Source organism: Paenibacillus sp. FSL H8-0048 (assembly GCF_038002825.1).
Taxonomy (GTDB): Bacteria; Bacillota; Bacilli; order Paenibacillales; family Paenibacillaceae; genus Paenibacillus_AQ.
In genome coordinates this window covers 31,965-48,063 of record NZ_JBBODF010000001.1, presented here as the reverse complement: position 1 = coordinate 48,063, position 16,099 = coordinate 31,965, and the positions used below count along the sequence as shown (strand labels likewise).

Genomic DNA, 16,099 nt, shown 5'->3' with positions numbered 1-16,099 from the left:
TGTAGTTACGGCTCCAAGGCATTACAATGCGGACACCGCACCACTGTGTCCGGTATACCGGGCAGCCCCGTCAGATATCTCCGTTCTTCCCTGCGGATAGTCTCCAGCCTGCACGCAGCCGTGGTTGCGGTCAAATCATGCAGCAGGCCCGCCCGCTTATCCATAAGATAAGGAAAGGGATGCTCCTCCGGCTTGTTCACCAGATGCAGCCCGCCGCAGATCAGCTCATCCTCTTCCAGATGAATATTGCCGCTGCCAATGGTGCGGATCTTGAGCGGTGTGGTGTTGATGTATTCATCCGTCCGGCTCAGGAAGACAATATCCTTCTCCTCGAATACGGCGGTCTTCACTACAAAGGTCACCGCCCCCGATTCCAGCCTGTTGAGGATATACGTCCGGACCGTCAGATCATCCGTAAGTCCAAATTCCAGATCACTGCCCTCGGGATAGCTCTCCGCAAGCGGTTCTTCGTCAAGGGTCTGGCATTCGAGCATATCACCGTCGATGGAGAGGACAATCAGCTCTACCGGCTTTCGGGATCTGTAGCGGAGCCTGATGATCCCCTTCTCCTTGAACCCTCTGAGCACCAGCGACTTCACTTCATCCCCGGCATCCACCGGCTCGGCAAGGGCAAATTGAAGCGCGTTGTCCTCAGAGCGGACCAGGCTGTATTTCGGATAGGCGGCCTGAGGCTTATACGGCCCGTTCTCAAGCGGCTCCAGCTTCAGCGTGAAGCATTGCACTGAAGCCTTGACGACTACATCCGATACATAGTCAACACCCGGCGTATTCTTAATCACGGCATAGACCTCGGAGACATACAGGTTCTGTCCCAGCTCCCAGCCCGTATTCCCGTCTGCGCCCTTAAGCGGATGAAAGAACTGCTTCAGGTTGTCGATGATCCGGCCCTCAGCTACCTTCCGCTGGTCCGGAGAGATAAAGACTACGGTTGCCTCTACAGCCGTGCGGACATAATCCGGGCCAATAACTTCAATCCCCGGCTCGGCGGTGTTCAAAGGGGCCGAGATGCGTTCACACAGATAGGCTTCAATCTCACTGCGCAATTCCTGGCTCGGGAACGGCCTCGGCTCATCCGTCTCCGGCACCACGATCAGGGTAGCTCTACCCGGAGTGAACTCCAGCTCCCGGTTCATAGCGCTTAGACATTTCACCTTGGCGATCTGAGGCATCGCCTCACGCACCAGCCATTCCATATCCTCAGCGGTTACGCCCCTGTTCCAGCTCTTCAGCGTATGCGGCCCGCGAAGCTCAGCCTGCTCTGCTTCCTCCTGATCGAAGCCGCCGTCCGCCGCCACCGGATTGGTTACGGAATCCAGCCAGCTGTAGCTGTCCCATATCCGTGATACCGAGCCTGCGGCAACATTCCCGGACGCCCCGCCGCCATGCTTGTAGTCACACAGGATGTTGTCTGTACCCATTGGCGGAATCATGCCGCTCCGTCCATCCCCGAACATGATCATGCCGGTGCTTCTGTCCAGCATATAGTGCCTTGAATCTGAACCGGATACGGAGAATGTGTCGACTTCCTCCCAAGGTATCCATACTCCTTGCCCGGTGGCTTCCCGGACCTTGAGCAGCTGGCCGGGCAGCACGGGTATTTTGGACAACTGTACGATCTGATTCTCCTCACCGTTGCTGGAGCCCAGAAGCTCTGCCGAAACGGTATTGGAATTGCGGGCCCAGACCGCGTTAGCAAGAATGGCATTCACCTGCGGGACAATCTCGAACCGGCCTTCATCCAGCCGGGCACGTATCCAGAACTGCTCCGTACCGAACAGCGGCCGCTTCGCGATATCTCCCGGCACGGCAAACTGCAGAATCTCCCTGCGGGTGAAGCCTCTGATCTCATCATTCACGCTCAGCGTCAGCCATCTTCTGCCGTCCCAATACTCCCACGCCACTACCGGACGTCCCAGCTGTTCACCGGTTAGCGGAAAGAAGAGCGACACAGGCAGATCGCTGATATCACGGTCAAAGCCCAGATAGAAGGTCGGCTCCGTCTCGGTGCAAGGATAGAAAGGCTTGAAATATTCGCCTTCGTTGCGGCAGGCCGCCGACTTGTCGGCAAAGCTGAAGTTATTCTCTGTAAGCACGGTCTGCGGGTGCGCCTCCAGCGTGTAGCTGTAGGCAATGCTGAGCTTACGGATGGAAGGCGGCGCGTAAGTCGCCTGGGTCACCTTGAGTTTGGCTACATTAATGCTCCCCTCCCCCAGCTTGACCTCTTCATCCTGATATTCGTATTTCGCATCCTCACCGTAATTCCCGCCGGTGATGCGGGCCCGGACCCAGTACTGCTCTTCACCGCCCAGCGTCAGCTTCCGGATACCCGGACAGACGAAGCTCAGCGTTCCGCTGGCAGTAAGGCTGCTCACCGCACGGAGGGCTGCACCGCCATTAGCTGCACCGCTTTCGTCCGTGCTCTCCTCAAGACCGGTAATCGCAAGCCATTCCTGCCCGTTCCAATATTCCCAGCCGAGTCTCACATACGGTGTGTCCGGCAGCTTGCTAATCTCCGGCTCTGACAGCTCCACCCTCAGCGTAATCCGGGCACCCGGCTTCGAGAAGGCTTCCCCGCAGGCGATATAGAACGTATCGTTGATTCTGGGCTTGTCCCCCAGCGGATAATAATCCTTGCCCATATCCAGCAGGTTCCCGTTATTGACCGTCACATCCGGCGGGAGCGGCTGCGGACTCACCATGTTAAGCTCCAGGCGGATATCTTCGATATCCGGCATTCGCGTACCGGCGGTTATAGGCTTCTTCAACTCCGCGAAAATCCACTTGCCAGGCCATTCCCGCAGCGCCCCGGACGGCTCGTACCCGGCCAGCGTCTTCGTATGCACGCCAGTCAGCCGGTCGAACCGGACCACCGCCCTCCACAGAGCATCCTCTTCCTCTTCCGCTTCGGCGATTGAGGAAGGATACAGCTGCACCGCATTCCCTTCTTCATCGAAACAGAACCAGTCGATATGGTTCAGCAGCTCCCCGGTGCTGTCCTGCCCCGGCGCGGCCTTGCTCAGCGCGGCTGCATCCGGCTTGTTGAAATAGACCGATAAGCTGCTGCCCGCTTCCTGGAATCCGAGCAGCTCTGTATGTCCCAGATACAATCTGTGGACAACTGTCGAATCCCCTCTGAACAGCCTGGCAGATCTGCCGGCAGCTCCCCCGGCTAGCAGATGATCCTGATTGCTCCACTGGTCCTCCTGCGGATCGAGACTCACCGCCCGGACCGGCTGCGCCATAATGACGGTCAAATCCTTGTCCGTCTCAAAAACCACCTCCGCCCCCTGCTCCGGCTGGGCGGATACCCGGGTTCCGGCCGGAACCGTGTTATAGCTGCCCGAATCCGGCTTCAGCCGGAAGAGCAGCGGAACTTTGGCAGCACGGGGCGGAGTAGGATGAATGCCGATCAGATTCAGGAAGGAGGTGAAGTTCTTCGCAGGCGCCTGATTCAGCCGGCTGATCACTTTGCCCATCATCCCGGTGAAGATATGGACCAGGGCATCTGCCTTCTTGTCTGCCTCAAGCTCCGTCACATCCGTCCATTCCCGGCTGCAGTATTGGTAGATTAAGCGTCGTAGCTCGGGAACCAGCTGTTCCTGGCCCCGTTTATCAATAATAGGCATTTGGTTTGGCATTATTTCCCCACGCTTTCAAGGAAGAATGGATAGACCAGATTATATTTGCTGTTGCTGGCCCTGATTGAATAGTCAATGGACACCTCAAGCTCAGAGCGGTCTGAGCGCGGGGTGACCGTAATGTCGTCCACTTCAATGCGCGGCTCCCAGTTCTGCAAGGCTTCTTCAATGAAGCTTCGCAGCAAGGTCGCAGTGCTCATGGTATTGGGCGAGAACACCAGCTCGTTCAGTCTGCAGCCGAAATCCGGCCGCATGACCCGCTCGCCGCGGGCCGTTGACAGAATCAGAATGATTGATTCCCGGATGGAGTCTTCTCCACCGGAGGAGCGGACGCTGCCCCGCTGGACAGCGGGCGGATACGTCCAGCCCCGTCCCAAAAAATCTACAACTTCCATCTCTCAACCTCCTAATAAGACCGTCCCCGCAGCAGACACTTTCCCTGCCGGAAGGTCGGCCGGATCATTGCATGTAAGCGCCGGATCACCGTTTCTGGCAGCCTTTTTCCCGTTGATGAATACCGTTGCGCTTCCCGCGCTGATGGTCCCCTTATTGGTCGGCGGCTTCTGAAACGGGCCTCCCTGCGGAACATGGGCCGGCATATTCGTAGCCGTCGAATCCATAGTGGCTGCCGGCTGCCCCATAATCTTGACGTTCGTGCTCAGCGCACCGTCCAGAATCCCCGTGAAGGGATGCGGCAACGGGGTGGGTACCAGCCCTCCTCCGGCCGGAAGCATCACGGTATGCGTATCGGTCGCCAGAATCCGGTCTCCTTGCTTCGCTGCTGGCTGTCCCATAGAGGGCACCCCTCTCTAATTAATGTTGACCACAGATCCTTTGATCGTCATACTGGCGGCGGCTTTGACCTCCATCCCCGCCGAAGCTTCGATGGCGGTGCCCGCCGATGATTTCATGTCAATGGATTTGGCGGACAGGGACAGCTTGCCTCCCGCCGAGATTTCAATATCCGCACCTGCGGATACCGACACCTTGTTGGCCTTGGCATCCAGGATGATCCGGTTCTTGCCTGATTTGTCGCTAATCCGGATCTGCTCCGCGCCGCCCTTGTCATCCAGCCTGATTACGTGACCCTTGGCGGAGGTAAGCGTGATGCTCTCTTCCCCCTTGGTATCGGCGAACCGCAGAACATGCCCGCTGCGGGATTTGAACAGGCGGATATTATTCTTGCCGTCCTTGTTGGTCTCAGGCGGCAAGTCTTGTCCATTCCACAATGAGCCTATGATATAAGGGCGGTTGACATCCCCGTTCTCAAAAGCTACCAGCACCTCATCCTCCACCTCCGGCAGGCAAAAGGCCCCCCGTTCCTTCCCGGCCATCCAGGATGCCATACGCGCCCAGTTGGATTCCGGCATCCCCATCAGCGGGATCTTCACCTTCACCCGTCCGGGGCCCGGCTTGTCCGCATGGTTCGCAGAGTCATTATTGATGACAATCCCCACCATTACACCGAAGATCCGTCCCTCGTTCATGATGCTATCCATAAAATTGCTAATTCCGGGTCCTTCACTCATAGGCCAGTCCTCTTCACCTTGAACGTCGTGGTATAGCCCTTGCTGTCGATCTTGTGAACGGTAGCTACAATATAATAAATTCCGCTGAAGCGCTCGCCCAGACCCATCAGCTTCACCGTCTGCCCTGCCCGGAGCTTAGGGTTCCCCCAGCACATGCCTTCCCCGGCAATGAACTCGCGCAGGCGGCTGTTGTAAGCGGCGGCGGCCAGCACCTTGGCTTCGTTCATATCCAGCAGATTCTCGGCCATAATGACAATCGGTGATTCCCCGACCGCTGCGGTGCTGATGGTGAAGCCGCCTTCCTTCCCGCCCATTTTGGTCGTCTCTTCTCCGCTCTTAGCGATAGCCTCAAGCTCCTTTTTCTCCTTCACATCCCAGCCCTTAAGCGTCACCTTACTCCCCCGGGTAAGGGCCCTCAGCTCCAGGTTCAGCCGTTCGAAATCCTTCTTGAAGCTCATCTCAGGCAGCACCGGGGCCTTCACGGACCGCGACTTGACGAAATGCAGCTGCTTATCTGCCGCGAACAGCTCATAATCGAGCAGGGCTGCCCGCTCCAGCAGAAATTCGTAGTTGCTCTGATTATTCTGGAAGAGGTAGGGATACACCGTTCCGGTATCCTCCACCACAGGGGTCAATCCATGCTCCTTGGCAATTTCTCCCGCAATATCACTATCCTTCTTCTTCAGAAAAGCTTTGCTCCTCGTCCCCGTACGCAGCCTGTGCAGCAGATCATATCCGCGGATATCCAGCACCGAGTGCTCCGCAAAGTTCAGATCCAGCGAGGTAATCTCTCCGCTGATCATCGGCTCCGGCTGGTCGAGTCCAAGGGAGAGCTTCAGCTGGTCGCCCGGCTTCAGGCTCGTCAGATCCGTTCCCCGCCACATGCCGCTTCCGGCATTCACCATATTCATCTGGATGGAAAATACCGCCGGCAGATTAAGCTCATCCTCCAAGGTGACGCCTTCCACCGCCGCTGTCAGTTCAGCGGACAGCTTGCTTCCGTTCAGCTCAATTTTGTAATTTGCTACACTGGTGCCCATGCAATCCCCGCCTTAATCCGGGATAACCAGAGTTCTCCCGATATCATTTTTGCCAGGAAAGCCAACCGGATTGGCGATCCTGTTCAGCTCGGCAATTCTGCGCCAGGCCAGCGGCTCCTTCAGCGCCGCATTTGCAATAAGGTCAAGCCGGTCCCCGCTTTTGACCACCCACAGCTTCCGGCAGGCATTCAGCCCCTGGCTGTCCTCCACCGACTTATCCGGCTCATCTGTAATGAAGGTCACATCCAGCAACGAGCGGACAGGCGTGCCGTTATCCATGAACATCGTGAATTTCTGCTCGATCTTGCTCAGCAGGCCGCGGTAGGTGAAGCCGCCCCAGACGAACATGCACACCGGCGGTTTTTTCGTGCTTTTGCCGCTGACCTTGGGATCAAGCAGCGAGGTCAGCTGCCGGGTCTTCTTGCGGACATCCTTGCGCTGCTCATAGGTATCGTAGAACAAGGAGACCTTGAACTCCGGTGTCTCTGTAATCTGGAATTGCTTGTTGTTCTTCTCCCCCGTATATTTGCCTTCAAAAGAAACGGTGTACTCATTGGGATTGAACATCACCTCAATGGCTCCGACGGGCATATCCAGAGGAATGATCTTCGCTTTCTCCGCCATTATCTTAGCCCCCTCCGATCCTTGCGAATGGCCATTCTCTTCTCCAGCACCTGATAGACCCGCTCAGCCAGCTGATTCAGCTCTGCTGCATTCATGCCCGGCGGCGGAGCGGCCTTGGTGAAGGTCTGCGCCGGAGGCAGGGCCGCTTGTTCCTGCAGCACCCGCTCCAGCTGCTGCTGCATCGGCTCCGGCAGAGCTGCGCGCGGCGTTTCAGGCTTCCGCAGCACCAGGCGGCTATGACTGGCGGAAGGCTGAAGATCCGGTTCATAAGCCGGGTTATCCGACCTAAGCGGACTGCCCGGCCTTCTATGCTGCGACGTGGACGGAAGCTCTGTCCGGTCTACAGCATAGATCAGGCTGGCCTCCACCGGCGCCGCTGGCCCCGGCCCTCTTGGAGCAGCCCGTCCTGCGGCTGCGGCCATTCGAGCGGTAGCCGCCTGCCCGGCCGCTTCTGGTGCACCTGACGCAACCCCAAGCGGCTGAAGGATATGCGGCAGCGTAAGCTGTAATGATTTCATTGGCTGCCTCTGATGAACCGTACCAACGGCAGCGGGCAGCGGGCTCAGAAGCTCCTGCCTGCTCTCCAGCTGCTCAAGCGTTGCCGTAAGCTGCTGACCTAAGCCGAGCTGAAGACTGGAACTTACGCTTGAATGCGGAATCAGCAGACTACCGGGCTTGAAGCTTCGGCTAGGAGTCTTAAGCTGTGCTCCCACAGCGGTCCCGGCTGAGCCTGGGACGGTCTCCCGTTCATTCTTCAATGCCTGCGCGCGTACCGGATGCCCTAGCTGCTGCCTCAAGCGCTGCTCTTCCGCTCCGGTATCCCATTCTTGCTTAACGCCATAGGTCCGCAGCAGCTGCATCACCTGCACCAGCTGCTGGTGATGGACTGCATATGACGGTCTGCCAGTCATCCTGTCTTGCTGCCCTGGAAGGACAGAAGCAGCCGGCAGATCGCCTCTGTCCTGCCTGTCTCCCTGGCTTCTTTCACCTGTAGCGCCTGAAGGCAGCGGCTTCGGAACAGACAACCCGGACGGTGCAGAGACTTGCGCCGGTCTTGATCGGGCAGGCTGAACAGCTACAGGTTCAGCCGGATGAAATGCTGCATTTTGTATGCGATACTCCGTTGTTACCTGATGAAGATTGCTTCTATGCTGCCAGACTCTCTCTTGCAACACCTGTACCGAATTAAGCCGTCCGGCTGCTGAATGAAGCCCGCTCCGCAGATCCTCAGCTTGACCAGGAGAAGCAGATGGAGCGCTTAGTCCAGGCCTGATGCCGCTTTGAGTCACCAACAGGATGCGGCTTGCCGGTCCCGGCTGTTCCTTCTCTGATACTACCGGATAATAGAATGTCTGATGGATATGGTTGGTTACCAGGTCCGTACGCTGCAATGTCTCCGGCTGTGCAGCAACTAGCGGATTGTGCCGCAGGATCAGGCTCTTCAGCTTGCTCCGCCAGCGGGTCAAGCCGTATTTTGCCAGAATCGACTGAATGAATCCGGTCTGCTTCTGATTCGCAGGAGCCGCCGCGCTCCGAATGCTCCGGCTCATTAACGGTACCTGTACAGCCCGTTGTGCGTCAGAACCAGGCTCTCGACGGCTACCGCGCTGCTGCTGGCGTTGAACGCCGGCCCTTCCCATTTGATGGGACAGGCTTCGATGAAGTTCCACCACACCTTGGGCGTGCCGGAATGATCCAAGAGACAGATGGACCCGCTGCGCCGCCGGATGACTCCGTTCACCACATTCTGATACCAATTCCACAGATACTCATCATTCGTGACCCCGTTTTTCAGCGTCAGATCCGAGTACTTGGTCGGTCCCAGGAACACAAATTCCTTATGATTCTCGCCGCCGAAGGTTTTGCGCTCCACCTGTGTCTCCACGCTAAGGCCTGAGACCTCAGAGAATCCGGCCACGGAGATCCCGTCAATTTCCACGATGAAGTTATAAGCAAGAAAGGGATCTTCCCGGTACCCGGGCACCCAGCTTCTTTTGGCGCCGATATTTAGCATATTTGCCTTCATGTTATCCTCTCCTAAGCCTCAAAGAAGTTCTTCTTCTCTTCCCCGCCACTCAGCTTCTGGTTGATCCGGCTGACTTCACTGCACCAGCGGTCCCGTTCAGCATGCTCCAGGTTCAGCACCGCCGTATAGTCCCAGTGCAGATAGTAGGTCAGAAAGGCTACCTCCTCGTAGAGGCGGTCAAGGGGGTAGCCGACTATTCCCCCGGCGGTTCCAGTTCAAGCTCGAAGCGCTGCTCGCACTTGGGACACTGTGCATGAACCGCATTGCTGCCGTTCTGGTTAATCCGGTTGTACAGATCCTGCAGATAGGCAAAATCCGAGGTATACAATTCTTCGATCACTCTCGGCGTAATCATGCCCAGTCCACCCAGCCCGGTGACCACTCTGGAGAGCAGAATGACTGTCAGATACGCGGGATTCTGCTGAACCCGGGAATCCCGGAGCGGTGTAATCTCATCCGCTGCGGTAGCCAGACGCATGGTGCCCTGCTTATGCAGCGTGCCTGCTTCATCCACGTACCCTTTGGGCAGAGTGAAGCTGAATTCGGTTTGTAATAGTTCCATGTTCTCCCTCACTTCCTCATCAAGACCATCCTCTTGCCTTCGCTTCCTTCCGGCATCCCCGGCCGTGAATATGATGTCCATACCGTCCAACTTATGTTTTGGCGTATTGCATCACATCCACAGTGACGATGACGATAAGCGGGAAGCTATTTCACTCTGCGAACCCCTTCATGCACCAGCTCCATCGACTCGACAGAGACCTCGTTGCCTTTGGCGCTAAGGGCGCTGACATCATATTTGATCGGCCAGGCTTCGAGGATATCCCACTGCGCCTTGTCATTGCCTTCTTCATCCACCAGGATGATGGACAAGCTCTTGCGGTTCTTCAGCGCGCCTTTGTCCTCAATCGACTTGCGCCAGTTGTAGAGCTCCAGGGAGTCGGTCAGCCCTTTTTTCAAGGTAATGTTCCCGAATTTGGTCAAGCCCGACAGCTTGCGCGCATGCGGGGCATCTATACCCTCCCGGTAATCTACAGCCTCTGTGGATGTATCCGGAATCGTTGCGTCCGCAAAGGCTGCGGTCTGAATGCCGTCAATTACAACACGGAAGCGGTAATTGCGGTAGGGGTCCAATCTTTTGCCGGTTGCCATAGCTTAAATCTCCTCTCAGTCTCTTATTTGGATAAGGTCTTCTGGCTGACCCGGATGACTACGAATTCAGCAGGTTTGACCGGGGCTACGCCCACTTCGATAATCAGCTGTCCGGCATCCCGCACGGCAGGCGGATTGTTCTCCTCGTCCACTTTGACGAAAAAGGCTTCTTCCTGCGTGGTTCCGTAGAGCGCACCGTCTCTCCATACGCGGGTCAGGAAGGCGGTGAGATTGCGCTTAACCTTCCCCCACAGACTCGGATCATTCGGCTCAAATACGACCCACTGGCTGCCCTCATCCAGCGACTCTTCAATGTACATCATCAGCCGCCGGACGTTGACGTAACTCCATTCCGAATCGGCGGACAGTGTTCTGGCTCCCCAGACACAGATGCCCTCCGGCAAGGAACGGATTACGTTGATGCCGCCGGGATTCAGCAGCTCCTGCTCCGCCTTCGTGATGATCTTCTCAATCCCGACTACGGAATCCAGATAGCCGTCGGTGGTGCCTGCAGGTGCTTTGTGGACACCGCGAACGGCATCGACATACGCATACGTCCCGGCAATTGCCCCGGACGGCGGCACAAGCTTCTGCTTTCCGGTCAGCGGATCATTAATGTAGACCCAAGGATAGTACAAAGCGCCGTAGGACGTATTGAATGAATTGCCCGAATAATCGCCCGCCCCCTCCTTGAAATCCTTGACCTCCATCGGACTTAAGCCATGCGGAGGATCTACGATGAAGATGCAGTCTTTTCTCAGCTTGCAGTAATTCAGCATGTCCAGGATGGTGCCCCGGCTGTACGGCATATCTGCAAGGTCTGGAGCCGCTACAATGTTGATGCCGTCAATCGTATCAAATGCGTGGATACCGGCCCGCTTGACCGCATCCCCCAGGAAGTCAATCGGGGACATCCCGTTCACACCGCCGCTCAGAGACAGAGCTGCTTCATTGAACGCCGGCGTTTTCTCCATATTCTCCAGAATGGTCAGGTCCACCAGCGGCTTTACACTGACAAAGGCGGATACCTGATTCACCTTTTCTTCAAAATTGATCAGCAGCATGTTGTCGAAGATTTCGACGATTTTGCCCTCTTCGTCTTCTCCGCTGTATTCATTATTGAAATCACTGTCCAGCAAATACTGCACAATCATCTTGAAGCCGAACTGCTGCTTGTTGGAGGACGGACCGATCTTGACCGAAATGCGGTTGCCCCACTCCCCTTCCGAACGTGCAACTACCTTGAACAAATCGAGATTATCGGTATCGCGAACCGCAAGCGAAGCCGGCCGGATGTCGGTGGATGCGGCTCTCACTACATAGCAGGAGGTGCCTCCTTCTGCAAAAAAGTTATACACGGCATAAGCGAGATAGCCATTGGGGATAAACTGGCCGAACTCATTGACGAACTGGCTCCAGTTGGTGACCAGTACCGCTTTGCCGATGACCCCTTTTTCTGCGATTCCGACGAAAGCCCCGACTGAGGTGCCCACACCGGCAATCGGCTTAACCCCGCTTGAGACTTCCTCCACATACACACCTGGCGATAAATAATTTGCCATCTCTTACCCTCCTAAAAAAGTTAAATTAACATCTGCTTCTGAGCGAAACCTTCGGCACATCTGGCTAAGGAAGCATAAACTTAGGTTCATCAGCTTACACAATCCGCTTAGGCGCAGCTGCCATTGTCTGCGGAATATCCGCTGGTACGGGTGCCTTGCATGTCATTCCTCCATGAATCACTCCCTTCACAGAAGCAGTCATTGCCAGCTGTGTCTATAGAGGATGAACGCCCAGCTCTTTCACCTCAACCCGCGGAATCAGGATCGTCTTATCCGCAGGCAGCCGCACCGGAGACACCAGATAGGACAGGCTCACCTTAGCTGGCTTCCCTGGGAACACCTCCCACAGCTGCTTGATATCCTGAATCGTCAGGTTGTTATAGGAGATCCGGATCTTCTCATTGCCGCATTCAGCCAGGTTGCCCCGCAGATCGCTGCCGCTAAGCACCGGATGCTCATGGAACAGCTGAAAGATCCGGCCCAGGATTAGCTGCTCGGTCTCCCTGTCCTTGGCGTATGGTGTGAGCAGATAGTACAAGTCCAGATAAGCCGGCGGATACATGAACTCATTCTTACCGCCGGTTTCTTCCTTCTCACTGTTGCGCATACTCGGGCTATGGCTCAAATAGTACAAACACATGGACAGCTTCATCGTTGAGCTGTCAATGTCACTCGGAGAGCCGAAGCTGATGAAGCTGTCATCGTTCAGCTCAGGCACATGTGCTTTCAATAACGCCTTCAGGCTGGTGCTGACATCTCTTATTACCGTACCTGTATCCACAGCCATGCTTATTTCACCTCGATCAGTGTGTGATAGGGCGCATAATCCGATGGCAAAAAGGTTCTGCCCAGCTTCAGATACTCCCGTTTGGCTGCCAGCATGATCTGCTTCATCCCGATGGAACAGCCCTCATGCGCCGCATAAAAGGCTGCATTCAAGGCAATGTTCTTGATGTTGCCTCCGGCCAGAATGAACTTCTCCGCCATGAAACCGAAATCCAATCCAGAATCAAGCGGTGCTCCCGCCGGGAACATTCCCCGCCAGATCCGGCCGCGCTGCTGCTGCTCCGGGAACGGGAATTCCAGCTTGAAGTGCAGCCTGCGGGCAAAAGCATCATCCAGGTTCTGATTCAAGTTGGTCGCCAGAATCACAATCCCCGTATACTCCTCCATCTTCTGCAGCAGGTAGCTGATCTCCACATTCGCGTACCGGTCATGCGCATCCTTGACCTCAGAGCGCTTGCCGAACAAGGCATCCGCTTCGTCGAACAAGAGAATGGCATTCGAGGTCTCCGCCTCATCAAAAATCCGCGACAGATTCTTCTCGGTCTCCCCGATGTACTTGCTCACAATCTGCGAGACATCGATCTTGTAGAGCTCAAGGCTCAGCTCAGTCGCAATCACCTCAGCGGCCATCGTCTTCCCGGAGCCCGGCGGCCCCGAGAACAGGATGTTTAGCCCTCTGCCGAGCGACAGCCGTCCTGCAAAGCCCCACTCTCCATAGACGAGTGCGCGGTATTTCACCTGACGGCAGATTTCCTTCAGCTGATTCAGCTGCTCTTCGGGAAGCACCAGCATGTCCCAGGTATACATGGCCTGGACCTTCGAGGCCAGTGCCTGGATTCTGCGGCTGGATTGGAAGTAACAGGCTTCGTAGAGATCCTTCGTGCTGATCCCGCTCTCCCTGGAGCCGTTCCAGACGGCGATGTTCTCACCACCGTTCAGAGCGGCCCGGATCTGGCTTGCCGTGAAGCGGAAGCTGCCGCTGACTTCATCCAGTTCCATCTGCGGAGACAGCTTATACTCCTGACCCATGGAAGTCCATGCAGCCTTGCGGGCCGCCGCATCCGGAAAGGGCAAGTCGATCTGCATGAAGTTCATAGGAATTCCGGTGAAGCTGAATCCCCACTGCGCTTCTCCAAGAATGAACGTCAGTGATGCACAGTCTGCCAGCATCTCCATGAGGAGACGGATCTGCAGACTGTAACGGTCATCCTCTGTCACCAGGCTGTCGAAGCCAATGAAGCAGAGGGCTGTCTTCATCAGCAGCGCATGCCGTCCAAGCAGTCTCAGCAATTCGCTGAAGTCAGCCTCCGGGCGCAGCAGCTTCTCCAAGTCGGCAACCAGCACTGAGAGTCCCAGAGTGCCGCAGACCTCGCGGATACCGCCCAGCTTCACGCCCTCATCCGTGCCGCTGATGTATAGCAGACTGCCGGAGCTTCCGGGCCCGCTGCGGCTGTAATGCTTTGCGAACCTCAGCAGCTTCTGCTCCAGCTCAGCCGGGAAACGGGACTGCTGCGGAAGAGGCACCGTGCTAAGCTTCGCCGCCTTCGTCAGACGCTCATCCAGCACCTCATAGCCGAGCAGCAGATTCACCGCCCAATCCTCCAGCTTCAGCGGCCGGGCGATTAAGGGAATGCGGCTGTCGCCGTACTCCCCTCTTCGCTCCAGCAGCAGCTTCATCAGCGGCGCACGGACATCGAACAGCAGGCGGGCCGCCTGCCGCTCCTCCTCTGCCCCGGCGAATACCCTCAGGACCCAACCCACCGTAGGGCGCTTGTCCGACATATCATTCTGCAGGTAGGCATAGATTCGCCCGTACTTGCCATCCAGCTCAGGCGCCAGACAAGCGACCAGGATGCTTACCTCCAGCCCTGACAGGTTTAGTGCAGAAGCCACCTCCGGGAGAATGAGCCTGGGAGCGGGACTGGGTGCCTGCCCTGCTGACGGGTGGAAGCTAGTCTTCAGTCTGGCAGCGATCTTCCGTTCCAGATGAGCAATTTCCGCTGTTAAGAGATTGATGTAATGCTCATCTTCAGACTGGACATCCAGCAGACTGCGGATCTCCCCGTCCACAAGCTCCAGCTCTGCATGCGGCTGCGGTCCTTCAAGATACCTGAGCTTAAGCCGGAGCTCCAGCAGTTGCAGCTCTTCTGCAAGATGCTCTTGGTTCGAGCTGTAGGGCGGAGCGGGTTCGCCGTTCTCCTCTCGGGGAGCTGCTGGTTCGTGAGCGGAAGCAAGTGCAGCAACATAAGCAGCGGCTGCGCCAAGCTCGGCAGCTTCGACCCGTTCCACATCATCAGCAGACTCTGCTGTTTCCTTTCGATAGCTTCTAGCCAATTTTTTGAATTTCATCGGCAGTTCTGTCCTCACTCTATATTTTCTTGTTCATATATAAAGTAAGTTTTAGGAGGGGGATTACAACTGGGGGAGGGGGAATACAGAAAAAAAAAAAAAACAAAGCACTCCTATGATTTAATAAGAGTGCTCTGTTTTTTACTTTGTAGTGCTTATTAGACTTAACGAACTCTATTTCCGTAAAAGTACTTCGCTCCGACTTCCCAATCCATCTTAGATATTTCGTCGACATACCCATATACATCTTTAAGCAGTTCAGCATCTACGATAGTACCATATTGAACCGGGCATCTGACACCACTCCAAACGGAAAGTAAGGATGGATAGACATTCGTTAGTACAGGAGTAGATTGGTTTAGAGATATCACTGACTTCTCTATAATTTTTTTAGCTATAACTCCTGGAAAAACAGGTTCACCGAAGTAATAATAGTTTTCAGGGTCTACACTCTTTATGAAATCCATATAAAAGTGTCCAATCTCATCTACAGTTGCATCTTCACTTAATTCTTCAGAATAGTCTAAAAAAATATCTAATGAATTCCTTATCGTTCCTTCAACGCTCGTATCCTCCCATTCTTCCAGCATTGCTAGCAGATAAGGAATTGCATCATAGGATAAAGTACTAACAGCGCTTGCTGCAAAAGTATTTGCATTTAATTCAGATAAGTTGCTTAGGAACAATAAGTCCTCACTGTTCAACAAATCTTTATGTGCTGCCACCCCATCTTATCATTTGAAACCTGAATCACGTCTAGCAAATATATATACTTTTTTTCTGATATAGGTTTTAAAAAGAGGCCTGGGAAGAAAATCACAAACAGTCAGAGAGGTTTCAGGAAACTCATTAATAATAAATATAAAAAAAGCCGATTGTTCAGTCAATGGCTGAATTCGGCTTAGTGTAGTATCAATTACGATAATTTCCCCATCTCTTCGAACCACTCTTTAAATACGTGATCTGATGTCTTTTCGGGATCATTCGAGTAAATTAAATTGTAGTTGTAGGTTGCATTCAGTTTATTATTTGCTACATCATAAACAAGCTTCATCTCTGTCGGCATTTCTCTTTTGTATTCTTTACAAATATTATATAACTTTAGAAGGTCTTCATTACCCGCATCGAGAAGTGCAATCTGGCGATTTCTCGAAACATCATATAAAATTTCTGAATGCTCTAACGCATCATTTATCTTATTTTTCTGCACAATCTTATTATTAATCTTGTAGAAGACATCAAATCCGTAATCTCCAACTTCATAAGTTGCGTAGATAAAAATCATATCCGCTCTATTATTAACATACTCTATACAAGTCGAAACCATATCTGCTTGTAGTTCCGAAAAATAATCTTCAAATACTTTTGCCAT

The 16,099-nt window shown here is 54.7% G+C and carries 16 protein-coding genes; all 16 read right to left on the bottom strand.

Annotated elements, in window-relative coordinates; translation table 11 throughout:
- Positions 1-5: 5 nt before the first annotated feature.
- The 16 genes from NSU18_RS00235 to NSU18_RS00160 all read right to left on the bottom strand — a co-directional run bounded on the left by NSU18_RS00235 (position 6) and on the right by NSU18_RS00160 (position 16,099).
- A complete protein-coding gene (locus NSU18_RS00235) occupies positions 6-3,647 on the bottom strand; it encodes a putative baseplate assembly protein (protein WP_341147884.1) in 3,642 nt (1,213 codons plus the stop codon).
- An 11-nt stretch (positions 3,648-3,658) separates the two neighbouring features.
- Positions 3,659-4,054 carry a GPW/gp25 family protein gene (locus tag NSU18_RS00230; RefSeq protein ID WP_341022900.1) on the bottom strand — a complete coding sequence of 132 codons (396 nt, stop codon included), beginning with the start codon at positions 4,052-4,054 and terminating at the stop codon, positions 3,659-3,661.
- Positions 4,055-4,057: 3 nt separating this feature from the next.
- Positions 4,058-4,453: a PAAR domain-containing protein gene (locus NSU18_RS00225; protein WP_341022901.1), complete on the bottom strand. Its 396-nt coding sequence runs from the start codon at positions 4,451-4,453 to the stop codon at positions 4,058-4,060.
- 15 nt (positions 4,454-4,468) lie between these two features.
- The gene (locus NSU18_RS00220) at positions 4,469-5,188 is read right to left on the bottom strand and encodes a phage baseplate assembly protein V (RefSeq protein WP_341147883.1); all 720 of its coding nucleotides are present in this window, start codon (positions 5,186-5,188) and stop codon (positions 4,469-4,471) included.
- Complete coding sequence (locus tag NSU18_RS00215) at positions 5,185-6,228, bottom strand: phage late control D family protein (RefSeq protein WP_341022904.1); 1,044 nt, start codon at positions 6,226-6,228, stop codon at positions 5,185-5,187. Before NSU18_RS00215 ends, NSU18_RS00220 begins: the two co-directional genes overlap by 4 nt.
- Before the next feature lie 12 nt (positions 6,229-6,240).
- Positions 6,241-6,852: a CIS tube protein gene (locus NSU18_RS00210; protein WP_341022905.1), complete on the bottom strand. Its 612-nt coding sequence runs from the start codon at positions 6,850-6,852 to the stop codon at positions 6,241-6,243.
- Positions 6,852-8,402, bottom strand: a complete 1,551-nt coding sequence (locus tag NSU18_RS00205) for a hypothetical protein (protein ID WP_341147882.1) — start codon at positions 8,400-8,402, stop codon at positions 6,852-6,854. Before NSU18_RS00205 ends, NSU18_RS00210 begins: the two co-directional genes overlap by 1 nt.
- Positions 8,402-8,878: a phage tail protein gene (locus NSU18_RS00200; RefSeq protein WP_036701048.1), complete on the bottom strand. Its 477-nt coding sequence runs from the start codon at positions 8,876-8,878 to the stop codon at positions 8,402-8,404. The genes NSU18_RS00205 and NSU18_RS00200 overlap by 1 nt, the downstream gene beginning before the upstream one ends.
- A gap of 11 nt (positions 8,879-8,889) precedes the next feature.
- The gene (locus tag NSU18_RS00195; protein WP_076083189.1) at positions 8,890-9,075 is read right to left on the bottom strand and encodes a DUF6760 family protein; all 186 of its coding nucleotides are present in this window, start codon (positions 9,073-9,075) and stop codon (positions 8,890-8,892) included.
- Positions 9,072-9,440, bottom strand: coding sequence for a hypothetical protein (locus NSU18_RS00190; RefSeq protein WP_036701224.1), 369 nt, complete (start codon positions 9,438-9,440; stop codon positions 9,072-9,074). The genes NSU18_RS00195 and NSU18_RS00190 overlap by 4 nt, the downstream gene beginning before the upstream one ends.
- Positions 9,441-9,586: 146 nt before the next feature.
- Entirely contained in the window at positions 9,587-10,030 is a 444-nt protein-coding gene (locus NSU18_RS00185) for a phage tail protein (protein WP_019910188.1), read from the bottom strand.
- Between the two features lie 23 nt (positions 10,031-10,053).
- A complete protein-coding gene (locus tag NSU18_RS00180; RefSeq protein ID WP_341022909.1) occupies positions 10,054-11,592 on the bottom strand; it encodes a phage tail sheath family protein in 1,539 nt (512 codons plus the stop codon).
- A gap of 214 nt (positions 11,593-11,806) precedes the next feature.
- Entirely contained in the window at positions 11,807-12,379 is a 573-nt protein-coding gene (locus NSU18_RS00175) for a DUF4255 domain-containing protein (protein WP_036733350.1), read from the bottom strand.
- A gap of 2 nt (positions 12,380-12,381) precedes the next feature.
- On the bottom strand, positions 12,382-14,712 hold the full coding sequence (locus NSU18_RS00170; protein ID WP_341147881.1) for an ATP-binding protein: 2,331 nt from the start codon (positions 14,710-14,712) through the stop codon (positions 12,382-12,384).
- Between the two features lie 179 nt (positions 14,713-14,891).
- Entirely contained in the window at positions 14,892-15,452 is a 561-nt protein-coding gene (gene imm47 / locus NSU18_RS00165; RefSeq protein WP_341147880.1) for an Imm47 family immunity protein, read from the bottom strand.
- A gap of 191 nt (positions 15,453-15,643) precedes the next feature.
- Positions 15,644-16,099 carry a DUF600 domain-containing protein gene (locus NSU18_RS00160; RefSeq protein WP_341022917.1) on the bottom strand — a complete coding sequence of 152 codons (456 nt, stop codon included), beginning with the start codon at positions 16,097-16,099 and terminating at the stop codon, positions 15,644-15,646.